This is a genomic window from Diaphorobacter sp. B2A2W2, assembly GCF_056730635.1.
On the sequence record NZ_JBWZOR010000007.1, the window covers coordinates 1 to 22,420 of the forward strand.

32 protein-coding genes are annotated in these 22,420 nt (G+C 66.1%); 13 read left to right on the forward strand and 19 right to left on the reverse strand.

The genetic code is table 11. The features are described from left to right. Positions 1–128 precede the first annotated feature (128 nt). The 15 genes from AC1PPL_RS12555 to AC1PPL_RS12625 all read right to left on the reverse strand — a co-directional run bounded on the left by AC1PPL_RS12555 (position 129) and on the right by AC1PPL_RS12625 (position 15,215). Positions 129–521 carry a hypothetical protein gene (locus AC1PPL_RS12555; RefSeq protein WP_479973404.1) on the reverse strand — a complete coding sequence of 131 codons (393 nt, stop codon included), beginning with the start codon at positions 519–521 and terminating at the stop codon, positions 129–131. A gap of 3 nt (positions 522–524) precedes the next feature. Then, positions 525–3,383 carry a phage tail tape measure protein gene (locus tag AC1PPL_RS12560; RefSeq protein ID WP_479973405.1) on the reverse strand — a complete coding sequence of 953 codons (2,859 nt, stop codon included), beginning with the start codon at positions 3,381–3,383 and terminating at the stop codon, positions 525–527. A gap of 111 nt (positions 3,384–3,494) precedes the next feature. Next, entirely contained in the window at positions 3,495–4,286 is a 792-nt protein-coding gene (locus tag AC1PPL_RS12565; RefSeq protein WP_479973406.1) for a phage tail tube protein, read from the reverse strand. 17 nt (positions 4,287–4,303) lie between these two features. Beyond that, complete coding sequence (locus tag AC1PPL_RS12570; RefSeq protein ID WP_479973407.1) at positions 4,304–4,702, reverse strand: hypothetical protein; 399 nt, start codon at positions 4,700–4,702, stop codon at positions 4,304–4,306. 14 nt (positions 4,703–4,716) lie between these two features. Beyond that, entirely contained in the window at positions 4,717–5,067 is a 351-nt protein-coding gene (locus AC1PPL_RS12575) for a hypothetical protein (protein ID WP_479973408.1), read from the reverse strand. 14 nt (positions 5,068–5,081) lie between these two features. Beyond that, on the reverse strand, positions 5,082–5,444 hold the full coding sequence (locus AC1PPL_RS12580) for a capsid cement protein (RefSeq protein ID WP_479973409.1): 363 nt from the start codon (positions 5,442–5,444) through the stop codon (positions 5,082–5,084). Between the two features lie 74 nt (positions 5,445–5,518). Beyond that, complete coding sequence (locus tag AC1PPL_RS12585; protein WP_479973410.1) at positions 5,519–7,594, reverse strand: prohead protease/major capsid protein fusion protein; 2,076 nt, start codon at positions 7,592–7,594, stop codon at positions 5,519–5,521. A 49-nt stretch (positions 7,595–7,643) separates the two neighbouring features. Further along, a complete protein-coding gene (locus AC1PPL_RS12590; RefSeq protein WP_479973411.1) occupies positions 7,644–9,170 on the reverse strand; it encodes a phage portal protein in 1,527 nt (508 codons plus the stop codon). Positions 9,171–9,174: 4 nt separating this feature from the next. Further along, positions 9,175–9,396 (reverse strand): phage head-tail joining protein, encoded by a 222-nt coding sequence (locus AC1PPL_RS12595; RefSeq protein ID WP_479973412.1) that lies wholly within the window; start codon positions 9,394–9,396, stop codon positions 9,175–9,177. Positions 9,397–9,444: 48 nt separating this feature from the next. After that, a complete protein-coding gene (locus AC1PPL_RS12600; RefSeq protein ID WP_479973413.1) occupies positions 9,445–9,756 on the reverse strand; it encodes a helix-turn-helix domain-containing protein in 312 nt (103 codons plus the stop codon). A 4-nt stretch (positions 9,757–9,760) separates the two neighbouring features. Further along, the gene (locus AC1PPL_RS12605; RefSeq protein WP_479973414.1) at positions 9,761–11,845 is read right to left on the reverse strand and encodes a phage terminase large subunit family protein; all 2,085 of its coding nucleotides are present in this window, start codon (positions 11,843–11,845) and stop codon (positions 9,761–9,763) included. Then, positions 11,842–12,405, reverse strand: coding sequence for a hypothetical protein (locus tag AC1PPL_RS12610; RefSeq protein WP_479973415.1), 564 nt, complete (start codon positions 12,403–12,405; stop codon positions 11,842–11,844). The genes AC1PPL_RS12605 and AC1PPL_RS12610 overlap by 4 nt, the downstream gene beginning before the upstream one ends. Before the next feature lie 147 nt (positions 12,406–12,552). Next, positions 12,553–13,578 (reverse strand): YdaU family protein, encoded by a 1,026-nt coding sequence (locus AC1PPL_RS12615; protein WP_479973416.1) that lies wholly within the window; start codon positions 13,576–13,578, stop codon positions 12,553–12,555. Further along, entirely contained in the window at positions 13,575–14,387 is an 813-nt protein-coding gene (locus tag AC1PPL_RS12620; protein WP_479973417.1) for a hypothetical protein, read from the reverse strand. Before AC1PPL_RS12620 ends, AC1PPL_RS12615 begins: the two co-directional genes overlap by 4 nt. Positions 14,388–14,666: 279 nt before the next feature. After that, the gene (locus AC1PPL_RS12625; protein ID WP_479973418.1) at positions 14,667–15,215 is read right to left on the reverse strand and encodes a phage regulatory CII family protein; all 549 of its coding nucleotides are present in this window, start codon (positions 15,213–15,215) and stop codon (positions 14,667–14,669) included. Here AC1PPL_RS12625 and AC1PPL_RS12630 point away from each other — a divergent pair. Next, a complete protein-coding gene (locus AC1PPL_RS12630) occupies positions 15,214–15,462 on the forward strand; it encodes a hypothetical protein (protein ID WP_479973419.1) in 249 nt (82 codons plus the stop codon). The genes AC1PPL_RS12625 and AC1PPL_RS12630 overlap by 2 nt on opposite strands. A 13-nt stretch (positions 15,463–15,475) precedes the next feature. Here the strand turns inward: AC1PPL_RS12630 and AC1PPL_RS12635 are convergent, their stop codons facing one another. Beyond that, complete coding sequence (locus AC1PPL_RS12635) at positions 15,476–15,793, reverse strand: hypothetical protein (RefSeq protein ID WP_479973420.1); 318 nt, start codon at positions 15,791–15,793, stop codon at positions 15,476–15,478. Positions 15,794–15,909: 116 nt separating this feature from the next. Here AC1PPL_RS12635 and AC1PPL_RS12640 point away from each other — a divergent pair, with 116 nt between their 5' ends. Beyond that, on the forward strand, positions 15,910–16,110 hold the full coding sequence (locus tag AC1PPL_RS12640; protein ID WP_479973421.1) for a hypothetical protein: 201 nt from the start codon (positions 15,910–15,912) through the stop codon (positions 16,108–16,110). Here AC1PPL_RS12640 and AC1PPL_RS12645 read toward each other — a convergent pair. Both AC1PPL_RS12645 and AC1PPL_RS12650 read right to left on the reverse strand, forming a co-directional pair. Continuing rightward, positions 16,097–16,321, reverse strand: coding sequence for a hypothetical protein (locus AC1PPL_RS12645; protein WP_479973422.1), 225 nt, complete (start codon positions 16,319–16,321; stop codon positions 16,097–16,099). The two genes, AC1PPL_RS12640 and AC1PPL_RS12645, sit on opposite strands and share 14 nt — an antisense overlap. Continuing rightward, positions 16,314–16,643, reverse strand: a complete 330-nt coding sequence (locus tag AC1PPL_RS12650) for a hypothetical protein (RefSeq protein WP_479973423.1) — start codon at positions 16,641–16,643, stop codon at positions 16,314–16,316. Before AC1PPL_RS12650 ends, AC1PPL_RS12645 begins: the two co-directional genes overlap by 8 nt. Between AC1PPL_RS12650 and AC1PPL_RS12655 the strand changes: the two genes are divergently transcribed. Together AC1PPL_RS12655 and AC1PPL_RS12660 are read left to right on the forward strand one after the other, a co-directional pair. Beyond that, positions 16,642–17,046, forward strand: a complete 405-nt coding sequence (locus AC1PPL_RS12655; protein ID WP_479973424.1) for a hypothetical protein — start codon at positions 16,642–16,644, stop codon at positions 17,044–17,046. The genes AC1PPL_RS12650 and AC1PPL_RS12655 overlap by 2 nt on opposite strands. 144 nt (positions 17,047–17,190) lie before the next feature. Then, a complete protein-coding gene (locus tag AC1PPL_RS12660; protein WP_479973425.1) occupies positions 17,191–17,739 on the forward strand; it encodes a DUF4124 domain-containing protein in 549 nt (182 codons plus the stop codon). A 25-nt stretch (positions 17,740–17,764) separates the two neighbouring features. Here AC1PPL_RS12660 and AC1PPL_RS12665 read toward each other — a convergent pair whose 3' ends face one another. Then, positions 17,765–18,067 carry a DUF2511 domain-containing protein gene (locus AC1PPL_RS12665; protein ID WP_479973426.1) on the reverse strand — a complete coding sequence of 101 codons (303 nt, stop codon included), beginning with the start codon at positions 18,065–18,067 and terminating at the stop codon, positions 17,765–17,767. Between the two features lie 310 nt (positions 18,068–18,377). Here AC1PPL_RS12665 and AC1PPL_RS12670 point away from each other — a divergent pair, with 310 nt between their 5' ends. From AC1PPL_RS12670 to AC1PPL_RS12710, 9 genes are all read left to right on the forward strand, one after another. After that, positions 18,378–19,124: an Lcl C-terminal domain-containing protein gene (locus AC1PPL_RS12670; protein WP_479973427.1), complete on the forward strand. Its 747-nt coding sequence runs from the start codon at positions 18,378–18,380 to the stop codon at positions 19,122–19,124. Continuing rightward, entirely contained in the window at positions 19,121–19,312 is a 192-nt protein-coding gene (locus AC1PPL_RS12675) for a hypothetical protein (protein ID WP_479973428.1), read from the forward strand. The genes AC1PPL_RS12670 and AC1PPL_RS12675 overlap by 4 nt, the downstream gene beginning before the upstream one ends. 3 nt (positions 19,313–19,315) lie before the next feature. Beyond that, positions 19,316–19,459 (forward strand): hypothetical protein, encoded by a 144-nt coding sequence (locus AC1PPL_RS12680; RefSeq protein ID WP_479973429.1) that lies wholly within the window; start codon positions 19,316–19,318, stop codon positions 19,457–19,459. Beyond that, entirely contained in the window at positions 19,456–19,629 is a 174-nt protein-coding gene (locus AC1PPL_RS12685) for a hypothetical protein (RefSeq protein ID WP_479973430.1), read from the forward strand. Before AC1PPL_RS12680 ends, AC1PPL_RS12685 begins: the two co-directional genes overlap by 4 nt. Positions 19,630–19,972: 343 nt before the next feature. Then, on the forward strand, positions 19,973–20,326 hold the full coding sequence (locus AC1PPL_RS12690) for a hypothetical protein (protein ID WP_479973431.1): 354 nt from the start codon (positions 19,973–19,975) through the stop codon (positions 20,324–20,326). Continuing rightward, positions 20,323–21,186 carry a DUF2303 family protein gene (locus AC1PPL_RS12695; RefSeq protein WP_479973432.1) on the forward strand — a complete coding sequence of 288 codons (864 nt, stop codon included), beginning with the start codon at positions 20,323–20,325 and terminating at the stop codon, positions 21,184–21,186. The genes AC1PPL_RS12690 and AC1PPL_RS12695 overlap by 4 nt, the downstream gene beginning before the upstream one ends. 41 nt (positions 21,187–21,227) lie before the next feature. Further along, complete coding sequence (locus tag AC1PPL_RS12700) at positions 21,228–21,599, forward strand: hypothetical protein (RefSeq protein ID WP_287804129.1); 372 nt, start codon at positions 21,228–21,230, stop codon at positions 21,597–21,599. 31 nt (positions 21,600–21,630) lie between these two features. Continuing rightward, entirely contained in the window at positions 21,631–22,062 is a 432-nt protein-coding gene (locus AC1PPL_RS12705; protein WP_479973433.1) for a hypothetical protein, read from the forward strand. Then, positions 22,059–22,412 (forward strand): hypothetical protein, encoded by a 354-nt coding sequence (locus AC1PPL_RS12710; protein WP_287804126.1) that lies wholly within the window; start codon positions 22,059–22,061, stop codon positions 22,410–22,412. Before AC1PPL_RS12705 ends, AC1PPL_RS12710 begins: the two co-directional genes overlap by 4 nt. Positions 22,413–22,420 lie beyond the last annotated feature (8 nt).

Below are 22,420 nucleotides of genomic sequence, written 5' to 3' on the forward strand. Positions count from 1 at the left end.
ACTGCGGCCACTGGTCAGCAGCTGGGCGGACGGCGGGCCGCCGCCCTCGGGCACGTCGGCCATGTTGGCCGATCGGGCAAAGCGGATATCACCGGCGAGTAAAGACATGGTGGCGGGTCCTTGGGCGGTCAGGCGGTCACAAGCCGCAGGGTGACGACGTAAGGCAGATCTGCATTGGGCAACTCTGCGCGGGCGACGGGCGAGGCTTCGATGGGCGAATCTGGAGCGAAGCGCACAGTGAACGCGCGGCCATCAGCCAGGGTGAGACTGAGGGCATCGGTGGTGGCATTGACCAGCGCCCACAGATTGGCGAGCGCACCACGCGCCACCCAGCCGTGGTCATCCACGCCTTGCAGGGTGATGGGGCGCCCAGCCTGCAGCACAGCCTGGTCCACGATGAGCGCACCTGTGATGGAGGTCTCATGCGCGCGCACGACGGCGCTCCAGTTGAATTCGTCCACCCAGATGAGTGAGCGCGGTACATCCAGCGCGCCCAGGGTGTGTGTGGTGGGTGGTGCCATGGGTTACCTGCCTGAGTTGCGTTTGGCGCGCTCCAGCTCGCCAAGCAATCCTTGGATTACGCGAGCACCGTCGGAGTCGGTTTCAACATCACCGTAGTCCTGGCCATTGATCTGCAGGTTGACGGTGACGGTCTGGCGGCCGAACATGCTGGGCGCCGGCGCGGGAGATGGCGCTGGCGATGGCGCAGGCGCCCCACCCTGCTGCGACTGTAAGAACGCCGTGCGCTGCGCGCCTTCGAACTTGCCGTCGCCGTAGTTGTAGTAGTCAGCCATCTTGCCCAGCGCTTCGGACAAGGTGGCGTACTTCCCGCCCCAGCGCTTTTGCGCTTCGCTGGCGATGTAGGGCACAGTGCCATCGGGCTGCACGAATTGTTTGGAGAGGTCTTCGGCCAGCAGCTTGTCCAGGCCTGCCTCTTCCAGGTACTGGATGATGGCCGCACGGGTCCAGATCCATTGCTGTTGCACGTTGCCGCGCGCGTCAGAGGTCATGCCGTCGCGGTTGCGGAACTGGGTGCCGCCGCTGCCGATCTGCTCAACCCCATCGCCCAGCTTTTCGCCGCGGCTGCTGGTGGTGCGCGGGCCGCCTTCACCCGGACGGCCATAGCGCTCCTTCACGCGCTGGTTGTATTCCTGCACCGCCTGGCTGGCGGCATTGACGGAGTCGCGCACGCCACCCCAGTGGCCCTGCATCTGGCCGCTGGCGCGGCTGCTGGAGCTGGCGGTGCGGTCGATTTCATCGCGCAGCTTGAGCACGCTTTTGCCAGCGCCGTCGATTTCGGTGGTGTAGCCACGCACGCCCGCCTGGGCGGCAACCCAACTGGGCGCTATGCCCTTGTTGGCCGCGATGGCGGCGTCGGCCGCTTTCTTGAACGCGGCGGAAATGTCCTCGGCCGTAGCAACGCCAGAGTCCTTGATGATCTCGAAGTCGCGTTTGGCCGCGTCGGCCTGCTGCTTGAGCGCGGCGCTACTGGTAATGCCCAGGCGCTCAAAGGCAGCCTCAAGTTGCGCTGCGGCATCTTGTGCGGCCTTGCCTGCGTCATTGCCGGCATTGGCGGTGTCACGCAGGTGGCGGTTGATCTCCTGCAGCTTTGCGCCGGCAGCGTCGAGATCGCCAGCCTGAACGAGCTGCTGGTAGTCGGCGCGCAGCTGCCCCAGGGCGGCGCGGTGCTGCTCCGCCGCGGCGCGCGCGGTTTCGTCGGCCTGGGCTTTTTTCTCGGTGGCTTGGCGGGCTGCCGCGTTGGCATCGGCTGCGCGGCTGAGCTCCTCGGCCACACGGGCGATGGCCTGCGCGGAAGATTGCGCAGCAGGTGCGGTGCGCTGCATACCCTCCACCAAGCCGGAGAATGCGTTGCGCGCGCCCTGTGCGCGATCTGCCATGTCACCCAGGCTTTGCGCCGCCTTGTCGCGCATGTCCTGTGCGGCCTGGCCGAAGCCCTCGGCAGCGCTGCGTGCGTCCTCCGCGGCGAGCTTGAATGAATCCGACAGGCCGCCGAAGGTCACAGCCGCCAGACCCTCACGCAGCTTTGCCACGCCGCCCATCACGCTGGACGCGATCTCGGCAAAGACGCTGCCGATACCGTAGATGGCGGTGAGCACCCCATTGGCGCCGGCCGTCATCACGTTGTAGGCCAGGGATACCGCATTGCCCGTATTGGTGGCCCACTCCGACAGGCGGGACATGGCCGCCGCCGTCTGGTCGGCCCAGCCCTGCATCTTGGCAAGCACCGCCGTGAAGTCCACCGATGCGACGAACTCGCGCACCCACTTCATGGCGTTCTGGAATGCCACGGCAAAGCTCTCGCCGAAGCGCTGCACGGTGCCATCGGCCACAGCGCCACGCAGGGCGGCGGCCAGCTGGTCCACGCCTTCCTTGATGACGGGCAGCACAGGCGTTCCCAGCACATCCTTGACGGTCTGCCACGCGCTGCTCAGGCCGTTGAGCGAGCCGTTGAGGTTGTCCTGCATCACCTTGGCGGTGGCGGCGGCGCTGCCCTCGGCGTCGCGCAGCTTCAAAATCAGGTCATCCAGAGCTCCCATGCCCTGGTTGAGCAAAGCGCGCAAGGCCGGTCCAGCCTCTTGCCCCACGGCAATGATGGCCTTAGACCCTGCAGGCCCCGCGGCTGCCAACTGGTGCAGCGCATCCTCAAAATTGTTGGTGGTGATGCCGGCAGCGGCCAGCTCCTGGCGGAATTTGCTGGCCGGGTTGCTGAACTGGCTGAGGATGCTGTTCAGCGCGGTGCCGGCGCGGCTGGCATCGATACCCGCATCGGCGAATTTGCCGATGATGGCCACCGTCGATTCCAGGCTGAGGCCCAGGCTATTGGCTACAGGTGCGGCGTAGCTGAGGGCCTGCGCCAGACCCAGCACGCTGGTGTTGGTGGCGTTGGCGCCCATGGCCAGCACGTCTGCCACGCGCCCGGCGTCGGTGAACGCCAATCCCATGCCCATGATGGCCTTGGTGACCAGCTCGGACGATTCGGCCAGCCCGATGTCGCCAGCCTGCGCCAGCTGAAGCACAGCGGGCAACGTGGCCACAGCGTCTTTGGCGCTAAGGCCCGCCTTGGCCAAGTTCTCCAGCGCGCCGGCGGCTTCCACGCTGGTGAACTTGGTATTGGCACCCGCGTCTTGCGCCACCTGGCGCAGCTGCGCCATTTCTTCCTTGGTGGCGCCGGTGGCCGCCTCCACACGGCTCATGGCGGCCTGGAAGTCTGCCGCCCCCTGCACCACGCCCGCGAATGCCTGCACGCCGAAGTACGAAGCAATGGCCGCGCCCACGGCCGCCACTTTGGCCTGCAGCGAGGAAAACACCGAGCTGGCGTTGTCCTTCGCGTTGATCAGGATCTGTATGGGCTTGATGGCCATGGGCAGGTGGTGAGGTGGTGCGTGGGCAATGCAGCGGCTTCAACTGCTGCCAGATCGGCAGCACTTGGAGACGCACGGCGCGCCGCGGCGCCGTGAGTGTGAGGTGACGGTTTAAGGTGTCGCTACGGGACGGCCATCGCAGTAGATAGCCTCGCCGTTGGCGGGCTTGAGGGCTTCCAGGCCGAATTCCATGGTCACGATGTCGTCGCCCTCGGCAATCAGAGAGAGGTCTCCACTGGGGGTGAGCGTGACCTTGGGCAGGAACCAGTCGCGGTTGGCACCGTCGGGGTTGTCGGAGACGATGCGCAGGGCGCCCGTCAGCTCGGCCTTGGCGCCGGATTTGACCGACTCGAACTCACCCGCCACGGGCGTGTAGCCGAACTGGACCTTGCCCGCGACGATGGCACCGCCCTCCAGAATCTGTACGCGGCCGGTGGCCAGCTCCACGTTGTAGTCGGTGCCGGCGTCGTAGGTTGTGGTGCCCGCTTCGTTCTTGACGGTGACGGCGGTCACGTTGCGCACCCCCAGCGGATTGGCCGTGGTGGCGCCCAACTGGTATTGGCGCCCGGGGGTGACGTTGCGCAGTTCGCCGGTGACGGGCGTGGCGGCCTGGGTCTTTTTCTCCATGGTGCCGGACAACCACAGCGCGGCATTGGACGGGGAGAAGTTGTCGCAGGTCAGCGTGCCGGTGCGGTCCACCTGCAGGTTCCAGGTCTTGTCTTTCTGGCGCAGGCCGGTCTGGCTGGAGTAGTGATCCTTCTTCTCGGTGCTGATTGTGATGTTGACCCCAGGGCAGTTGCCCAGGTCGATCTCCCCCGTGAGCTGCTCATTGGCGTCATACGGGTCGAAGTACACGCGGCCGCGCGAGATGAGGTACTGATTGGTGGTGTGCAAAATGGGCATGGGGGCTCCTGTGGCGGCTACTCATTGCAGCCGGGACGGGTGGTGGTAAGGGCAAACATCAACTCAAACCCGATGAGGGTCAGGTCTGCGGCGTCCATGGCGCGCAGTCCCTGCAGCACCAGGCGCTGGTGCTGGCTGCCGGGGCGCCAGTGGTGCAGCTGCGCAATGGCGGCATCAACCGCCGCGTCCAGCACCGCATATGCGGAGGCCTCGGCGTTGACTACCAACTCAATCACGTAGCGCGGCTGCAGGGTGACATTCGGGCCGCTGGAGCCGGTGAACGCGGCGTCTTCCAGGCGCACACCGGCGCGCGGCAGGGTGCGGCGGTCTTGCGGGTGCGTGCCGTCCGCTACGTCCCAGCCGGCACCCAATGCGCCGGCCAGGCGTGTAGCGATGAGAGAGATGACGCCGAACATGCCCGCGCCCTCCCCTACAGCACCACCGGCTGCACGGGTGGCAGCGGCACGACAGAGAACACCGCCCAGCCGCCAGAGTCGGGCACCACAGAGGTGCTGACGCGGCAGCGCTGACCGAGGGGCCAGTGGGCGGTGGTCAGGATGATCTCGTCCCCTTCAGCCAAGTCGCCTATGCCCTGCAGCCACATCGATACGGTGTACTGCGGGACGGTGGCCGCGTCGGCGAAGGGCGACGCCTCTGGCAAGGCCACGTCATACGCCGCCGCCCAAGCCGGACCACCGGCAGTGAGCTGCACGGTGGCGTTGGCATGGGCACGCGCCACAGCACCGTTGATGCGGTCTTGGCGGCTGGTGGCGAGCAGCATGGTGGCGGCGCCTATCAGGCAGTGACGGTGCCGGGGATGCCAGCGAAGCGGACCAGGCCCGTGGCATCGCTGGATGCGGCAGCAGCCCAGGCGGTGAGGCCGGCGGCGGTCACATCGCCGCTGGCGGGCGTTCCAACTGCGGCAAAGGCGCCGGCCGAGGCATCCCACATCAGGGCCTGGCCTTGGGTCCACGCAGCGCCGGTGGCCTTGGGCACTTCGTACACGCCGTCAAGGTTGAGTTCGTAGGGCTCACCGATGGCCGCAGGCGTGGCGGCCACACCGATGTGCGTACCAACGATGGACACCTGCCCGGCAGCTACCGCCGCAGCAGCTGCCGCGACAGAGAGCACGTTGCCCGATTGGCGAAAGTTCTTCATGGTGTTGACTCCGAATAAAGGGGTTTGCCGATGGCTGGCCCGCAGGGGTGCAGGCCAGCCGCCAGGGCTTGGGGTTAGGTCGTTCCGTTGGCCTTGGCAACGCCGCGCCAGTCGATGACCTTGGCGGCGAAGTCCAGCGTGGCGCGCACCTTGACGCCGTCGATGTCCTCGCTGGCGAAGGTCTCGGTGCGCACGCCTTCGGAGCCATCGACGTAGGCGTACTCCACGGTGTCGATCTGGCCCGAGCGTGCGGCCATGTACCAGGAGGCGGTGCTCACCTCATCCAGCAGCGGCTCCACGATGGGCTCCACCGCCGTGCGGCCACCGGCGCGGAACTCGTTCACATCGGCCATGGTGGTGGGCGTGTAGTTGGAGCTGGTGAAGGTGTACGCAGCCTGCTCCAAGTCCGAGGGCACGATCAGGTACGCGGGCGCCAGGTTCAGCTGGGTCTTGCCATCCAGATCCTTTTGCTTGCGCATCAGCGCGCGCAGCTTGCCCATGTTGTCCAGCGTGAGCGTGCTGGTGGCCGCCAGCAGGTTGCCGTGATCCGCATGGAACAGGGCCTTGCCGTCCTGCATGGTCGGGTTCTTGGCAATCTGGTCGTAAACCAGGCGGTTTTCCAGCCGGCGGGCCGATTCGCCGAAGCGCTGCAGCAGGCGGTCGAAGGCGCCCAGGTCGTCGTTGACGAACATCTGGCGCGTGAGCGCGATGGCGCGCCCGTAGCTGAATGCGCGGTAGCTGGTGGCGTCTTCGCTGATGGTGCCGTAGGTGTACTCACCGGCCTCGTTGAGCTTCTTGAGCTCGGGGGCGCCGCCCACCGCCAGCACGTTGGTGATACGGAAGTCAGGCAGGTTGGCAGCGCGACGGGCCCACAACTGGAAGGTGGTGGGCGCCGCCTCATACGCGGCGCGCAGACGGCGGGCGCCCACGCCGCCCAGCAGGCTCGGGAAGTCGCCCGTGGTGTGGTAGCCGGTGGCGCGCACCTGGAAGGCGCGCGTGGCGATCTCGTTGCGCGACAGGCCACGGGTAGACACGCCCAGGCCTTCCAGGGCCTCGCGCGCCATTTCGGTCAGCGACAGGCCGCGGTAGTTGCGGCCCAGGTCTGTGAGCTGGGCGCGCGGGTCCATGCGGTGCATGACGGCTTCTTCCATGCCACGCATGCGGGTTTCGTGTTCGTCGCGCACGGTCTGCACGCTGACAGTGCTGCCGCCACGGCGGCTTTGGTCGGCCGCGTCCATGCGGTCGAGAATGGCCGCACGGGCCTGGTCGAGCGTGGCGTTTTGGCGCAGCAGGCTTTCGGCCAGGTCGGTGGCGCCATGGCGCTGGCACAGAGCCAACACATCGGCGGCGCGGGTGGCGTCAGCCTGCGGCGCAGCGTGCGCGGGCGTGGCCGCTGGCGCTGCGCGGTTGACGGTACCGGCGTTGGCGGCGGTTTGTTGGGTGTCGGCGGTGCCGCCGTCGCCCTGCGTGTTTTCTTGGGGCATGCGTTGCTCCTGAGTTGCGGATGGGTGGGCGGCTGCCCGGACGAATTCGCACGGCAGGCCGCCCGACTGGGCGCCCTGCTGTTGCGAGGCTTGGGGGGCGGACCGGGTGCCTGCGCCTGCATCGGCGGGCACGGTCACGAATGAGATTTCTTTCGGAGTCCAACGGACGGCGCGGTACAGGTCCACCGTACCGCCGTCGGTGCGCTGGGCACCGGGAGTGATGGCGTATTGCTGCACGCTGTAGCCGAAGCTGATGGCGCGGATGACACCCGCGCGAATGTCGGCCACGATGCCGGCCACTTCGGGGCGCTGGCTGAGGCGGATGATGGCGCGGCCTTCGCCGTTGGCGATCCAGCCGCGCTCGGCAATGCCCAGGATGGCATTGACGCCGCCGTACATGCGATGGTTGTCGATGACCTGCACGGCGCCCGCGTCGAAGCGGGTCATGTCCACCGCCTCGGGGGTTACGTCCAGCGCTTCGTCGTAGGGCTTGCCCTCCCAATAGTCGAAGCGGCGCACCGATGCGCCTTGCGTCCAAACCACCTCTACGGTGTTGTCGGCTTCGTTGAAGGTGGAGGGCTCCAGCGTGGCAGCACGCACCTGCACCGGCAGGTCGCGCGTGTCACGCTGTTGGGTGGAGGTGTTGGGTGCTGCGGCTTGAGGCATGGGCCGCAGTGTTCCGGGTTCGCTGTCGCATTTCCCGGAAAAACTGCGACTATTTGCGCGAGGCTCCATCTACCGGCTCACCCAGGCTCGCCACCAGGTCGAGGGGGTTCTGCGCGCCCAGCAGTGCGGCCAGCAGGGGCAGCGTGCCATCCTTGTTCAGGCGTTCCAGATCGGTCTTGAGCTCGCCAAACACTAGCTCGGGGTCATAGCCGCGCTGGCGGATTTTTTCACTGATGGAGGACAAGCCGCCCTTGATCTCTGACAGGTCGGCAGCCACGTCCTGCACGGGGTTGACGCTGGCCCACTTGGGCGTGGTCCAGTCTGGATAAACATTCGGCGGCAAGGGCTGGCCCACCAGGTCGCTCAGCGACAGCCACCGCGTGGCGATGCGGTCACAGAACATGGGCACCATCAACGTCCACTGCTCCCGCTCCACGTCGCGCTTGTATTGGTTGGTGCGCACGCGCGAGCTGCTGAAATTCACCTCACTCATGTCGCCGGTGGCGAATTCATAGGGCACACCCATGCCCGCGCAGATGATCTTTTGCTTGTGTTTGACGTAGTCCACATACCCCGGCGCTGCCTTGGGTTCGATGAACGTGGGGTTGCGCATGCCGGGCGGCAGGCCAATGAGGCCGCCACCCGCGATCTCGCCCAGATCAAGAACGGCGGGCCCTGCCCCTGCGCCCTGGTTCTTGAGGTTTTCCGGCAGAGCCGCCGCATCGGTCAGTGACTCGTCCCACTCGCCAATGGCAGCCATGCGGGTTTCAAAGTTCTTGCGGGCCTGCTCGGCATCCTCGTAAACCTGCAGATCGCGCACGGTGGCGATCACCGGCGCGAGCGCCGTGATGCCTGCCTGCTGGCCAGGGCGGGCGGGGTTGAAGAGGTGAATGATCTCATCCGCCGGCACGCGCTGGCTTTCGCGCAGCGTGGCGCGCAATCCCACGTCGCCGGGGTGACGGTCAAACAGCCAGTAGGCCACCCGCTCGCCGCGGCGGTCGTATTCGATGCCCGCGATCACCTCGTTGGTGCCACGCACCTCGTTGCGCTCCACATCGAGCCAGTCAATCTCCAGCAGCTGGATTTGCAGCGGCACCACCGTGGGGCCCACGCGCCGCTCGCGCAGGCGGGCCAGCACCTCGCCATCCACCTTCATGGTGCCCCAGGCTTTGGCCTGCAGGCCGTAGAAGTCCAGCAGGCCGTCGTAGTCGGCCAGCCGGGTCCAGTCCTTCCACCGTTTGGCCGCAACGCCGTTGCCGTCGTTGACCCACCGGGGCACGATGCCCGTGCCGACCGTGCAGGACACCATCACATTCACGGCCTGGGCGATCAGCGGCACGTTGCTGGCCAAGGCGCGGGCCCGGTGGCGCAGCTCGCGGGCGTCGGCAATGTAGTCAGCCCGCGCACTGGCCCCGGCGCGGCGCGGGCGCCAGCCATCAGTACGGCTCGCGCCCTCATAGGCGCGCCCCAGCATCTCGCGCGCGCTGGCGCGGCGAAGGCCTGCGCGGGGGTTGATCCAGCCGATGGTACGGTCCAACCAGGTGGGCGCTGGGCGCTTCGCTCGCTTGTCAGCCATGGCTTCAGCCTCCGCGCAGGGTGGTAAAGGTGGCGCGCGCCACCACGGCCCGGCGCCGTGTGCCCGCGGGAGCCATTTGCGCCTCCAGATCACGCCGCGCGGCCATCATTTCATCGAGGCTGCGGTACGTGACGGAGGCGCCTTTGGCGTCGGTGATGGTGCGCTCGCCCGAGTGGATGGCGGCGTTGAGTTGCGCAAGGCGCTGCTGTTGTTCAGGCGTGCTCATTCCCGCACGCTACCGGGCCGGGTGTCGCATTTCCCGGAAAAACTGCGACTACTTTCCGGCCTGCTTCAAATAGCGGTACACGGTGGCACGGTGGATCCGCAGGCGCCGCGCAACTTCGGTGGCATTGCGGCCATTGAACATGCGCAGCACCTCGGCAGCAATGTCTTTGCTGCTGCGCTTTTGGATGTAGACCTCTTCGCCCGCGAACTCCGCGCGCACGGCGGCTTGCGCTTTCTCGACCATGGCCGCATCGCCCGCGATATGGGGGAACTCGGCCAGCAGGTACTCAAAGATGCGGTCCACCAGGTCGGGCTCAGCGGCCAGCAGGGCTTGGAGTTCTCGGGGTTGGGTGTTGGGCATGGGGTTACCAGTTGCGGGCGAGAGGTTTGCGGGCTGGGGCGCGGGATGGCGCCGCCTGGGTTACTTGATGCAGCGGGGCGCGGTCGCTATTTATTTCATAGCTGATAGCGCTTGATGAGTCTGCGTTGGGCTCGGTTTTGACTTCGATTTGCGCAGGCTGGCTGAACAGATCCGCCGGCGGCTGCACGGCGGCCTCCAGGCGGGACCATTCCGCCTCGGTCCACTTGTGCATGCGCTCGCACATGGCCGCGTGCATGGCGTAGTTGCGGTTGTCCAGCTGCTCATTGCGCGGGCGGCGCTTGATCCACTTGTATTGATCGCGGCCCTGCACCTTGGCCAGCACGCGCTGTTCGGCGGTGAGCTGTTCGAAAAACTCGCGCGGCAGTTCATCGCTGAAATGGATGTAGCCTGGCCCGGGGTGCTCGATGCTGAGCTGGCCCAGCAGCAGGTCCTTGGCCGCGTCGGTGCCCACGCGCCAGAGCTTGACGCCGCGCTGCACCTTTCGGCCGCGCCAGTTGATTTCCTGCAGGCTGCTGGGCCCGACGATGGCCACGTTGTCGCTACCGTCGCCCTTGATGGCACGCAGCTTGGGGATCACGTGCTGCGCCTTGCTGACCCAGTTGTAGACGGCCTGGGTTTGGTCCGAGCTGTCGATGCTGGTGGCGCTGATGCCCAGGCTGCCGCCGTGCCACTCTTGCACGTACCGGCGCTGCAGCTGCTGAGTAACGGCATCCCATTCTTCATCCACGGCGGGGTTGCCCTCGATGATCACAACATCCACCACCCAGGACTCCATGCCCCTGCCCCAGGCGTAGACGGTGATTTCCCAGCGGTTGCGCTGCACGTCTACGCCGGCGGTGAGGTACAGGCCACCCTTGGGCACGGTGCACAGCTTGTAGGGCTCGGCGCGGGCCTGCAGGGCGTGTTCATCGCTGCGCTCGCCGGCGAGCTCCCAGGTTTCGCCCAGGGTCTCGTTGACGAAGGTCTGCATGGGCGCAACGTCGCCCGCTTCCATCGCGCGCAGCGCGTCCTCGAACTCTTTGACGATGCTTTCCCAGCTGCGTTGCGGGCTGTAGGCGGCCCACACGTGCAGGCCCACGGACTTGGGCGGTCGGCAGGGGTTGCCCTGGGCGTCGCTCCAGATGCGGTCAGGGCCGTAGCGCTTGCCGGTGCGCGAGCACACCCAGGCGCCTTGCATGGGCACGCCGGCGGGCAGGTAGTCGGCCTGGGTGATGGATTCGCGGCAGTGTGGGCAGACGTGCCGCACGCTGGCGGGGTTGCCGCGCTCCCACTTGAAGCCGTGGGCCACTTTCTTGCCGCCCCACATCAGGGGGTGCTCGGCGTCGCAGTGCGGGCAGGTGATGTGAAAACGCACCATGCCCTCGGCGTTCTCGCATCCGCGCTCTACGTGGCACAGGCCCTTGATGCCTGGGGTGGAGCCACCCACAAACTTGGGGTACGCGGCGCCCTCAAGCCGGCCCTTGGCGAGCACATCGGGCGTGCCGCGCTTTTCGACGGACTGGTCGAAGGCGGACCACTCATCCAGGATTGCGACGGCCACTGTGATGCGGCGGTAGGCCCGCGCGGCCTTGCCGCCCAGCAGATGGAGCACGCTGTCGCGGAAGGGCTTGTATTTGACCGTCTCCTGCGTAGCACCCTTGCCCTGCTTGCGCGCGGCGTTGACGGCTGGCACGCCGGTGAGCGGGTCGAGCAGCGGGTCGATTTCGCTCTTGACGTAGCTGTCGCGGTCGTCGTCGGTGGGCTGCCACAGCGCTTGCTTGCGCCTGCGGTGCGCGATGTTGTAGCAGACGAAGGCCGTGACCATCTTGGTGTAGCCGACGCGTTTGGACTTCATCACATCGAGTTCCTCGATGCGATCGTCGCTCATCATGTCCAGGATGCCGACCTGGAAGGCCCACGCCACCCAGGCGCCCTTTTTGTGGCTGCTCTCGCCAGCCAGCTTGAAGTGCTCTTGCGCCCAGTCGCCCAGGCGCTGGGGCGGCTCCGCCCGCAGGCTCTCCAACCCGCGGCGCACGGCGGCCTTGATGGCTGCGGCCGTCTCGGGGTGGAGCTTGAGGTTGGTGGTCACAGGGGGGCGTCCTCAAACCCGGAAGATGTGGCCATGTCTTCGTCTTCGCCTTCGTCGGTGGCCAGCATGGCGTCCACGGCATCGTCCACCAGCTTGGCTGTGGCACGGATCCACTCGTTGCGCGCGTCGGCGATCAAGGTGAGCACGGCGGTCTTGGCTTCTTCGGCCAGGTCGGGGCAGGACTTGGCCAGCACGCCCTCCAGGTGGTCGAAGCGGTCCACCACCGCGCTTGCAGCCGTGCCCAGCACATCGGCCAGCAGGCCCACCGGGCCGTATTCCTTGCGCGCCACGCCGTTCTTGATGGACTGGCCGATGCGCTGCTCGCGCGCCAGGGCGGCGCGCTCTTGCACCAGGTCCAGGCCGCCAGCGCCCTCGCCCAGTCGCCCTGCCGCCTGGTCGCGCAGGCGTTCGCAGTACGCCACCAGCCATTCGTGAGCCGTGTCCCCGCGCACGATTACCCCCTCGCTCACCAGCTGCGACGCGCGGGCCTCGCTGACGCCGATCATGGCGGCGAACTCGGCCTGGGACACCTGCTGATCGAGCATGGGCAGCACCTTCATGCATACCCCTTTGCTACATAAATAGTAGCTTCAAGTGCAAGCGCCATCTTCACTTAACCCCCTTAGGAGTCACCCGCAACAGTCCGAGAAGGCGGCTCGAATTACCCGCACTGGAGGGGGCCGGGAAGGACCCGCGACGCCAGACGATCACGCTGGCACTCCCTGCTCTGCCAGGCGGCGGCGCACCTCAGCTTCGTACTGCTCCAGCAGGCGGTAGCCCGACTCCTCCCACGCCGGCAGGCCCAAGCGCTGGCCCATGGCCTCGATGCCGCTGCGGGTTGCCGACCAGTCCGACGCGATGCCACCACCCGCAGGCAGCGCCGCGCTGTCCAGCCAGCCCTTGCGCCGCAGCCAGCCCAGCACACCCGGGCAGGCCTTGCCGTTGTCCTTGCCCAGCAGATCGGCCTGCTGCCCCGCTGCCTCCAGCAGTTGCTCGCCCGTCACCTCACCGCTGGCCTGCAGGCTGTTGACCAGCTCGGCGACCTCGGCGATGCGGGTGCGGCGGTGCAAGGGGAAGTGGGCGGACAGGGCTGTAGCGATTGCCAATCCACCACTCGCCCCCCCTGCAGGGGGGTTGGGGGGTTTTATATGGTTCTGGTTCTGATTCTGGTTACCCGTGCCATTTGCGTGACATGCCGTGTCTGTCACAGCGCTTGTCACGGCATGTGCCGTGACAGGTGCCGTGACACCACCGCCGCCACCGTTGTCACCATAGATGCCCGACAGGTCTACGCCGTGCTGCATGCACAGGGTGCGCAACTCGGCATTCTTGGTCTTGGCATCCGGCACTACACCCAGCGCGCGCAGTGCAGAAAACATAGCACCACGCGCAGCACGGCTGCGGTGTTGTCGCTGTTTCTCATTGGACTTCACCACGCCGCGATCTGCCTGCTGCAGCTTGAAGGCCGCTATCTCCCGCTCGCAGCGGTGGTGCACCCAGCGGCCATCCTCCTGCTGCTCGAAGAACTCATCCAGCACGAACTGCAGCGCAGCCATCTCATCACTGTCACGGCACAGCAGACGGCGCGCCAGTCGGTCGAAGTCGCTGCCGTCCAGCGGCGCCTCCGTGTCGTAGTACATATCCAGCATGTCACGGTAGATGGCACGCTCCAGCCGTGACAGGTGCCGTGTCGCTGTGTTGAAGTCACCGATGTGGTGGGGATAGTGATTCATACGCCTGCGGCCTCACGAATGCGGAACCGCACGCGGCGGTCGAGATAGGTTTGAGCGTCTGCAGCCTTGGCCACGTCATCCATGACCAGGCGCGGTTGATAGTTGCCGGCGCGCACAAACATGAGCACCGGCTTGAGCTGCACGTCATGCGTGCCACTGGCCGCCCAAATGCCAGGGGCCAGATGGCCGCCCCGCAGGCGGCCCATGCTGGCAAAGAAGCGCACCCCCAGCGTGGTCTTGTAGACCTTCTTCGTGGCGATGCTGCCGATGCCCTGCTGGTTGCGCAGATTGCGCTTGCGGCGCTCGGTCATGTTGGACTTGTAGCCCTGCTCCCCGAACGCCTGAAAGTACGAGATCACCCGCACCATGAACGAACCCTTGATGTTCCCGTAGGCATCAGCGCTGCCCGGGAAAGGCTCACGCGGAATCACCACCTGATAACCAGCAGGCAACAGACCCACGCGCCGCAGTGCAACCTCGCTGCGCTTATCACGCCGGCGCCCGCCAAACGACTGCGCCTGCAAAACCTTTTGCGGGTCAACACCCTTGCCCCCCATGTACGTCGGCTCAATGGCCACCTGCAGGCGATCTGCAGTGGCCGGCACCACACGTGGAGAACGCTCGATGTACGGCGTCACCCGGTCAAACCTGCGGCGTATCTCGGCCTGCATCTGCCTGCGCACGTAAAAGCCCGTGTCATTCAGCGCTTTGGCATACGCCTCACGCGCCTGCCGCCCCGTCAACTTACCCAGCTGCTCCTGCACAGCGGACAAGTTCTCGATGCGCAACGTCACCTGCAGGCCACTCATCGGGCATCCCAGCTCATGGGCAGATCGCGCACCACGCGGCCTATCCGTTGCTCATCGGGACTGAGGTCGCATCCAACGCCCTCAGGGCCTGCAAAACAGCCGAGCGCGCGGGGCGCCCCGGCCTGCGCGCGATCACGGCCAGCATGGCCTCTTGCGCAGTCCGCATGGGCCGCGCCGACTGCACCAGGCGGGCGCAGCAATGGACGCACGACATGCTGAAACCACACCAGGCTTTTACGGCCTGGGCGTACTGCAGTGACTTCTCGCAGTTGCGGCACGTCATCCCTCCACCCGTGGTGCGGCCCGCATATGGGCGCGCATCGTGGCAAGCATGTGGGCCATGGCTGCATGCAACTCATGCCCCTGATACTCCGCACGGCGCACCTCATTGCCGGTGACAGGCTTAGCGGGCTCAACAGCCACGCGCGCCAAGGGATCAGCCACAGCGCGCATCAAATCGGCAAACGCCACCTGCAGGCGCATGCTGGCCTCCACCATGTCGCCATCTGCCTGGTCGGGCGTCGCCAGCTGCGCGGTGTAGCCCAGCGCTGCCGCCATGGCGTGCAGCACCGCAGCATCACCGCTCATGTGCTGCAGCGCCACCAGCTCGCGCGGATGCAGGTGATGCGTGGTGTTGTTGGGGTTGGCCTTATGCGTCAGCGTGTTGGCAGAGACACCCATGCGAGCCGCCAGAGCCACAACACCACCAGGGTAGCCGTGCACCGTGTGATAGATCGCATCCTCCACCGTCATGCCGCAACGCATGTCGGGAACGGACTCATCGGCGCCATAGGCAAGGCCTGCTGGAATCGAGACATTAATTCCCATGACGAATCACCCTTCCCCTCTCGCCGCCAGCCCGCAACCACTGCCCCAACAGCTGCACGACCGCGTAGCCGCGCTGGAGCTATTCATGCAGCAGCTGGTGCTGGTACTGGAATGCGAGCCCACCTTCTCCGCGCACGCGCTGGCACGCTGGATGGAGCTGTCTCGCGCCCGCATGATCGAAACCGGCAGCGCGCCAGCGCCCGCCCTGGCAGCGCTCTTGCAACTGCAGCGCAAGGTGCTGCAATGAAGCGCGCCACACATCAGTCCGTACCCCCGGCCGCATACAAGCGCGCGCGGTGGTCGACCAGCCGCGCAGACAGCTCTTCGTGCGTGGGCAACGCCTGGCAGCCCGCATCCGTGTCCAGGCCCAGCTCGCGCATCAGCACGCAGCCCTCAGGCGTCGCGCCCAACAGGTCGTACACCTCGGCCGCCGCAGATAGCAGCGCCCGCTCCTCGGGCCTGCGCCCTGCAGTGAACGTGGCGGGCGTCCAGTTGGCGCGGCGCGTCAACGACTGGCCCGCACGGTTGGCCCAGGACTCGGCACAGTCCAGAAGGCCGAGCATCAGCTTTTCAGGCATAAACGCCCTCCTCTGCTTTGAAATTGATAGCTGCTTGCGCTTGAGGGGCGCCCGCCCCGCCCTGGGCTACGATGGAAGCTCCTACACCACCACCGACAGCCACAAGGAGGGCAGGCATGGCAAACGAAAAGATGATGAGCGGCGCGGAATTCAAAGAGCGCTTCATGGATCTGGCGCGCAGCCTGAAAGACGACGATCTGGTGTACTTCGGCAATGCCGACTTGAGCCTGCACCGATTCAAAGAGCGGGGGCCAGTAGAGGGTCCGCGCATGGTGCAGATCGAGTTCAACGAGGTGTACAAGGTCATAGCCGACTAACCCCCGCAGCCGCCTCGCAGGCGTCAAGCTGGCTGCGCAGCAAGGACACCATCTGCGCGCGCAGTTCGTCAGCAAGCTTTCCCACTTCGACGGGCAGACGATGCTGGGCGAATGGCGTGAACGCGGAATCCTGCCGATCCATGAAGGTGCTGCGCATATCCACGCGGCCGTCGGCGCGCAGGACGATTTCAATGCGAGCCATGTCACTCATGGGCGCCTTCCTTTGCTTCCGTATTGATAGCTGCTTGCGCTTTACCGGTATGCGCTGGAGCTGGCTCATCATCAATAAACCGCTCAGGCACAACGATCCCGCGACGGACGCAGGCGCCGAGCACCCGGTCCGAAATGCGCAGCGGCAAGTTGTGCGGCCACTTGTTAACGGCCTGGTAGGTCACACCCATCAAAACGGCCGCGCTGGCAGCGCTACCGCCTAAGAGTTCTATGGCCTCATCTTTGAACATGCCGGAATTAAACCATAGTTTCCATTGTTTGCAAACCATGGTTTTTGCAAGCGACGAGACAATTGCAACCATGGTTGAATTCAAAGGCCGACTACAGGCCGCAATGGACTACGCGAAGGTTGGCCGGGACGCTTTACGACAGCGCCTCAATGTTTCGCGCGTTGCTATCGACAAGTTACTGGACGGACGGTCCAAATCCATGACTGCCGAGAACTGCGCCTATGCCGCTCAATATCTAGGCGTAGACCTGTTCTGGCTGGCTACGGGCATCGGGGAGATGGTCCCCAGCACACGCACACCGACAGCATGTGAAGCCACAGCGACCTACATCGCAACAAAGCCGGCCGAGTGGCCAATGCAAACAGTAAGCTTGCACGAATACCGCACCCTCTCAGAGCGCCAGCAAGGGCACATTGAGGGACAAATCAGGGCCATGCTCGACGTGAAAAGCAATGGCGGACGCAACGCCGCCTAGATCCAGCAACGTGATCACCTTTCCACTTCACCGCCGCAAGATGGAGCGCCCCACTAACCACTAGCGTTCAAATCTGTTTTTCGCGTGCCCATGGTCTCGTTTTGTCGCAACTTGTAAACTGTCGAGACTAGGTTCGGAGGTGAGATGCTCAACGCTAACGTGTCTAATGGCCTTCTCTTTGTGCGTATTGCGGTAATTGCAGTGGTGATGGCAAGCAATCACGCTTGGGCTATCAACAAGTGCACAGGAACCGATGGCAAAGTGGTGTATCAGGACGCGCCCTGCGCGGGACGCGGCGAAGCGATAGATGTCCGACCATCACGCGGCCACACCAGTGCTACGCAGGCGACAGCTGTTGCAGCGCCAACGGCCACGCAGAATGCTACGGCGCCTACAAAAAAGGAAGGCGCCTTTGGCGCCAGCTGGCAGCGACGCACCTATCTGGAGAATCGCGGTATTGCCGATGCACGCGCAGCCATTGACGGCCACCAGCGCTCATGCGCGGCTAAACAGGCTGAACTGGTCAGGCGCAAGGGCTACGCCAACAACAACCTGGCTGGCGCCACCTGGGAGCAATCCATATCCGCGGAGATGCAGGCCGCAGCCACCATGTGTGACTCTCGCACGCGTGAACTACGAGCCGAACTGGAATCGCTGCAAAAGGAGCTTCGGGAGTTGCAGGCACAGCAATGAAGCGCCATGACCGCCGCTCGCTGCACTAGCAAAGTTTGGCCGCACGCTGAGCCAGCGGTGTCACCGGCACCTTGGTACCGGGAATTGCCAGGTTATCGCGCCATATCGAATCAATCGAGCGCCACCCCATCTTCGCCGCATGCGCTCGAGCAACCCCATTGAGTGCGTAGAACTCCCCATCAACCACCACCAGGTAGGCACGAACCTGCGACATCCCGGGCACCGGGTACATGCAGCGTAGCGTTCCACGCTCCACCGTCAGGGGCCACGCCCCGCCGAACTCCGCCCTCGTCACCTCTTGAGACTTGAAAGTGCGGCGATCGGTCACCACGGGCGCCGGTGGCACCTTAGTAGGTGACCGGACCACGGCCGGCTTGCCGTCTAATGTCTCCGCCCGGCTTGCGCCTGCCGGGCAGGCGTTCGATAGCCGCTGCTCAATTACTACCCCATTGGGCATGGTGCAGCGCACCTGAGCGTTCACCGCACACCCAACTAAAGCCCAAGCGCCGATAGCAACCCCCCTCATCACGTCCTGCATTGCACTGCCTCCTGCAGACATTGTGGCGTGAACAAAAAAACTATAGTTGCAGCCTCTCTAAAACCATGGTTTAATTCAAACCATAGTTTAGGAGTAAGAGATGCAGCCACCACCCACCCCCCGCTACGCCGGCACCCCCCTCACCCCCGAGGGCCGCCCCGCGCACCACCTCTTCCTGCTGGACGCCCGCCCCGGCCAGCGCACGACCTGGCAGCAGGCCAAGGACTGGGCCGCCAGCGTGGGCGGCGAGCTGCCCACCCCGCAAGAGCAATCCCTGCTCCTCGCCAACTGCCGCGACGCACTGCCGCAGGACTGGTGCTGGTCCAGCAAGGAAGACGAGGAAGACACCTCCTACGCCTGGGATTGCAACTTCAGCGGCGGCAAGCAGATCACCAACCACAAGAGCTCCGAGGGCTCGGCTGTTGCCGTCCGCAAATTACCCCTTGAGTCCTTCAATCCTTTTGACGCCAGCGCCCCGGCGCCAGCAACCACCGTCGCAACCGCCTCCCCCAGCGTCTTCACCCACACCCCGCGCCCGGCCCACGTAAGCGAGGGGAAATTCAGCAAGCAGCGCCGCTTTGGCATCCCCTGCGGGAACTACCTGCCCGAAGACATCATCGCCGCAACGGACCGCGAAAAGGGCAAACTCTCGGTCTACCGCGATGGCGAGGAAGACCTGGCCGAAGTGAGCCTGCGCATCGGCCTGATGTCACGCGCCGACATCACGCTGCGCATGACCCCCGCCGAGCTGCGCAGCGCCGCCGCCTCGCTTCTGGACGCTGCCCACGACATCGACACCCTGCCCGCCGCCGTACTGGCGCGCGCCAGCGAAGGCGGTGCGGCATGACCCCCGCCCGCCTCGACACCCTCTGCGACCAGGCCCGCGCCGCCGTGGCCGAGTGCGTTGCCCGCGCAGCCGCGCACCACGCCGTGCAGATCGCCATCGCGTTCGACGGCGCACGCCGCCGCGCCGCGTGGCGCGCAGCCGGGCAGACAACCACCCCCGCAACGCCTGCGCCCCTCACGAAAGGCTGAGCCATGCACACCTACCTCGTCAAATCCGGCGCCCTGCGCCTGCTGATCGCCGCCACCGGCGCGGCCAGCGCCATCGCCCAGGCCATCGAGCTGTACGGCCTGGCCGGCGCCAGCGCCTGCCGCTACCACCCGCGGGGTGCGCAATGACCGCCGGCCAATTGCTGCGCAGCCTGCGCACCCGCCAGCCCAGGCCCACGCCGCTGCCCGAGGCCGAAGGCCCAGCCGCCGTCGCCTGGGCGCAAGGCTGGTGGGCCGGCACCGCCGTGGGCATCGTCATCGGAATGGCCCTGGCCGTGCTGGCAGGGGTTGCCCGATGAGCCACCCCGCCTGCATCGCCAACCAGTGCCCGCCAGGGCCGCACGCCCTGCCCCTGCCCACAGGCCTGCCACCTGCCCGAGGGCGCGCACGCCGGCCTGCACACGCACACCCACCGCCCCACGGCGCGCAACCCACGGCGTCACCGCGCAGACGACCACGGCCGCCGCTGGACCCTGGCCACCCACACCCCGCCCGAGCCCGAGGGCTTCGGCCTGGGCGTGCTGGGCCACGTGGCCGTGGTGCTGGCGTGCCTGGCGGCGCTGGCAGTCATCGTCATCACCGCGCCGCGCCCTTGATGGGCAAGCGCTGGCAGCTATCAATTTCTTCAACCACAGGAAAGCCATGAAGTCCTTTGCCCACCTGCTCAATGAGATCAACGAAGGCAGCACCCATGCCGCGCTCAGCGCCGACATGGCCGAGCTGTTCCGCACGGTGCAGATCACCGGCCGAGCCGGAAAGCTGACCGTCACCGTCAAGGTGGTGCCCGCCGTGCGCAACACCAGCGGCGGCGACATCGACCGCGTGAACGTGACGGTGGACCGCACGCTGGCCCTGCCCAAGCCCGAGACACCCACCGACTTTTTCTACCTCACCGAAGACGGCGAGACCACCCGCAACCACCCGCGCCAGCAGTCGCTGGAGCTGCGAGAGGTTGCGACCACAACCGCACCCGCTCAACTCAAGGAGGCCATGTGAGCGAAACAACCAACACCCTCGGCGCCATTGGCACCATTGCAAACGAATGCGAGGCGCTGCAGATCGCCGAGCAAATGGCCGCTAGCGTGGCCGGCACCCTCAACTTCCGCCAACACGGCGACGCCACCCTCGCAGTGCTGCCCGAAGGCTACACCCTGCAGGACGTTACGTCGCTGATCGAGAAGGCCGCGCCACAGCGCAATCGCGCCCAAGGCACCGTGATGCTGGGCGATGTGGACAGCCTGCTGGCCTACTGCAATGACCAGGGCGCCATGCTTTACGGCTACATCTACGCCGACCCCGATGCGCGCACCATCACCGCCGTTTTCAACGACCAACGCGACTCCCTCACTCCCGGCTGGCGCGATCACCGCGCGCACTTCACCGCCCAGCTCACGCCCGAGTGCAAGAAATGGCTGGAGCACAACGGAAAGCCCATGGGCCAGGCTGAGTTCTCGGAATTCATCGAGGACAACTTCACCGACTTGAACGGTCAGGACGCACAGACTCTGTTGAACGTGGCCACCACCATCCAGGCCGCCACAGGCATCAACTTCAGCAGCGCCCGCCGCTTGCAGGACGGGCAGGTCCAGCTCACCTACAACGAGGTGATCGACGCCAAGGCCGGCGCTGACGGCTCGCTAAAGATCCCGCAGACATTCACCCTGGGTCTGCGCATCTTCAAGAACGGCGACGGCTACAAGCTGACAGCTCGCCTCAAGTACCGGCTGGCATCGGGCGGCGTCAAGTTTTGGTACGAGCTGGAGCGCCCCGAGCGCGCCATCGAAGACGCCTTCACCGGCTACGTGAACACCGTCCGCGAAAAGAGCGGCTACACGGTGCTGATCGGCAAGCCGTAAGCGCCAGCCGCCATCAACCCAGCAGCACCGCAGGAGGCCACATGAACGCCAACGGAATCATGTACCTGGGCAAGTCCAAGCCCGTGGTGGACGCCGCGCCCAGCGGCGACTTCCGCCTGCAGCTGCTGCTGGTGGACAACCTGGGCGCCAACAAGAAAGAGGCCTGGCGCGTGGCCTGGACAGGCCCGCAGGCGCGGGACTTCTGGCACGCCCACCAGGCCGACCTGCAGCCCGGCGCCATCGTGCGCTGCCAGCTGGAGCACATCCGCGTATTCCCCGGCACCAACACCTACCCGCCCATGCCCGAGCTGCGGGCGCGGGCAGTCTCCATCGAAATCTGCCCCAAGCGCTTACCCCATCAGCGCGAGCAGCTATCGAATCAAGAGCACCAGCAGCAGCACGCCGCGGCGTGATGCTCCAACAACCCACCACCACAGCAGCACCATGACCACACCCAAGCGCAAGCCCGTCCTCGTCCCGCCCGCTACCGCCAGCACACGCAAAACGACCTGGCCGGCTGCCACGGTGGCGCCCGCGCCAGCCACGCCTGCACCCCTGCACGCGCACGACCTGCTGGCCATGGCGTCCAGCACCATCACCACCCGCGGCCAGCAGCGCGACAGCGGCCAGGGGCAAGAGCGCAGCATGGCCGCCACCGTGGCCGCGTTCAATGCCATCGAGGGCACGCAGCTCACCGAGCGCCAGGGCTGGGCCTTCATGAAGACCCTCAAGATGGTGCGCGCAGCCACCACGGCGCGCAACGGCCTGTTCAACCCCGACGACGCCCTGGACGGCGCAGCCTACGCCGCGCTGGAGGGCGAAGCCGCCGCCAAGGCGTATGCCGCGCAGCAGCAGCGCGAGGTGGACGCGCAATGAACCGCACCACCATGCTGCCGGGCCACCTGCACACCCGCCCCGTGCCCGTGCCGCGCGCCGCCGGCCTGCACTCACCCGAGCGCCAACGCCGCGCCCGCGGCGCCGAGCTGGAGCGCAGCGCGGCCGACTACGCCCGCATACAGCGCGCCGCCCGCGTGCGTCGCCAGCACAGCGACATGCCTATCTGCAACAGCACCAGCACCGGCACCTACGCGGGCGCCGAGCTGTCCAGCTACGCCCGCCCCGGCGCGGCCGACGCCCTGGCCCTGCCCAGCCGCATGAACGACCGCCTGCACTACCGCGACGGCCGCGTGACGGACATGCAAGGCAACCCCATCACCCAGCCCTGAAAGCACCC

Coding starts and splice junctions, on each gene's coding strand:
- AC1PPL_RS12555 (WP_479973404.1), bottom strand. CDS start 521: ATGGCACCACCCACCACACACACCCTGGGCGCGCTGGATGTACCGCGC.
- AC1PPL_RS12560 (WP_479973405.1), bottom strand. CDS start 3,383: ATGGCCATCAAGCCCATACAGATCCTGATCAACGCGAAGGACAACGCC.
- AC1PPL_RS12565 (WP_479973406.1), bottom strand. CDS start 4,286: ATGCCCATTTTGCACACCACCAATCAGTACCTCATCTCGCGCGGCCGC.
- AC1PPL_RS12570 (WP_479973407.1), bottom strand. CDS start 4,702: ATGTTCGGCGTCATCTCTCTCATCGCTACACGCCTGGCCGGCGCATTG.
- AC1PPL_RS12575 (WP_479973408.1), bottom strand. CDS start 5,067: ATGCTGCTCGCCACCAGCCGCCAAGACCGCATCAACGGTGCTGTGGCG.
- AC1PPL_RS12580 (WP_479973409.1), bottom strand. CDS start 5,444: ATGAAGAACTTTCGCCAATCGGGCAACGTGCTCTCTGTCGCGGCAGCT.
- AC1PPL_RS12585 (WP_479973410.1), bottom strand. CDS start 7,594: ATGCCTCAAGCCGCAGCACCCAACACCTCCACCCAACAGCGTGACACG.
- AC1PPL_RS12590 (WP_479973411.1), bottom strand. CDS start 9,170: ATGGCTGACAAGCGAGCGAAGCGCCCAGCGCCCACCTGGTTGGACCGT.
- AC1PPL_RS12595 (WP_479973412.1), bottom strand. CDS start 9,396: ATGAGCACGCCTGAACAACAGCAGCGCCTTGCGCAACTCAACGCCGCC.
- AC1PPL_RS12600 (WP_479973413.1), bottom strand. CDS start 9,756: ATGCCCAACACCCAACCCCGAGAACTCCAAGCCCTGCTGGCCGCTGAG.
- AC1PPL_RS12610 (WP_479973415.1), bottom strand. CDS start 12,405: ATGAAGGTGCTGCCCATGCTCGATCAGCAGGTGTCCCAGGCCGAGTTC.
- AC1PPL_RS12615 (WP_479973416.1), bottom strand. CDS start 13,578: ATGAATCACTATCCCCACCACATCGGTGACTTCAACACAGCGACACGG.
- AC1PPL_RS12620 (WP_479973417.1), bottom strand. CDS start 14,387: ATGAGTGGCCTGCAGGTGACGTTGCGCATCGAGAACTTGTCCGCTGTG.
- AC1PPL_RS12630 (WP_479973419.1), top strand. CDS start 15,214: ATGACGAATCACCCTTCCCCTCTCGCCGCCAGCCCGCAACCACTGCCC.
- AC1PPL_RS12625 (WP_479973418.1), bottom strand. CDS start 15,215: ATGGGAATTAATGTCTCGATTCCAGCAGGCCTTGCCTATGGCGCCGAT.
- AC1PPL_RS12635 (WP_479973420.1), bottom strand. CDS start 15,793: ATGCCTGAAAAGCTGATGCTCGGCCTTCTGGACTGTGCCGAGTCCTGG.
- AC1PPL_RS12640 (WP_479973421.1), top strand. CDS start 15,910: ATGGCAAACGAAAAGATGATGAGCGGCGCGGAATTCAAAGAGCGCTTC.
- AC1PPL_RS12645 (WP_479973422.1), bottom strand. CDS start 16,321: ATGAGTGACATGGCTCGCATTGAAATCGTCCTGCGCGCCGACGGCCGC.
- AC1PPL_RS12655 (WP_479973424.1), top strand. CDS start 16,642: ATGGTTGAATTCAAAGGCCGACTACAGGCCGCAATGGACTACGCGAAG.
- AC1PPL_RS12650 (WP_479973423.1), bottom strand. CDS start 16,643: ATGGTTGCAATTGTCTCGTCGCTTGCAAAAACCATGGTTTGCAAACAA.
- AC1PPL_RS12660 (WP_479973425.1), top strand. CDS start 17,191: ATGCTCAACGCTAACGTGTCTAATGGCCTTCTCTTTGTGCGTATTGCG.
- AC1PPL_RS12670 (WP_479973427.1), top strand. CDS start 18,378: ATGCAGCCACCACCCACCCCCCGCTACGCCGGCACCCCCCTCACCCCC.
- AC1PPL_RS12675 (WP_479973428.1), top strand. CDS start 19,121: ATGACCCCCGCCCGCCTCGACACCCTCTGCGACCAGGCCCGCGCCGCC.
- AC1PPL_RS12680 (WP_479973429.1), top strand. CDS start 19,316: ATGCACACCTACCTCGTCAAATCCGGCGCCCTGCGCCTGCTGATCGCC.
- AC1PPL_RS12685 (WP_479973430.1), top strand. CDS start 19,456: ATGACCGCCGGCCAATTGCTGCGCAGCCTGCGCACCCGCCAGCCCAGG.
- AC1PPL_RS12690 (WP_479973431.1), top strand. CDS start 19,973: ATGAAGTCCTTTGCCCACCTGCTCAATGAGATCAACGAAGGCAGCACC.
- AC1PPL_RS12700 (WP_287804129.1), top strand. CDS start 21,228: ATGAACGCCAACGGAATCATGTACCTGGGCAAGTCCAAGCCCGTGGTG.
- AC1PPL_RS12705 (WP_479973433.1), top strand. CDS start 21,631: ATGACCACACCCAAGCGCAAGCCCGTCCTCGTCCCGCCCGCTACCGCC.
- AC1PPL_RS12710 (WP_287804126.1), top strand. CDS start 22,059: ATGAACCGCACCACCATGCTGCCGGGCCACCTGCACACCCGCCCCGTG.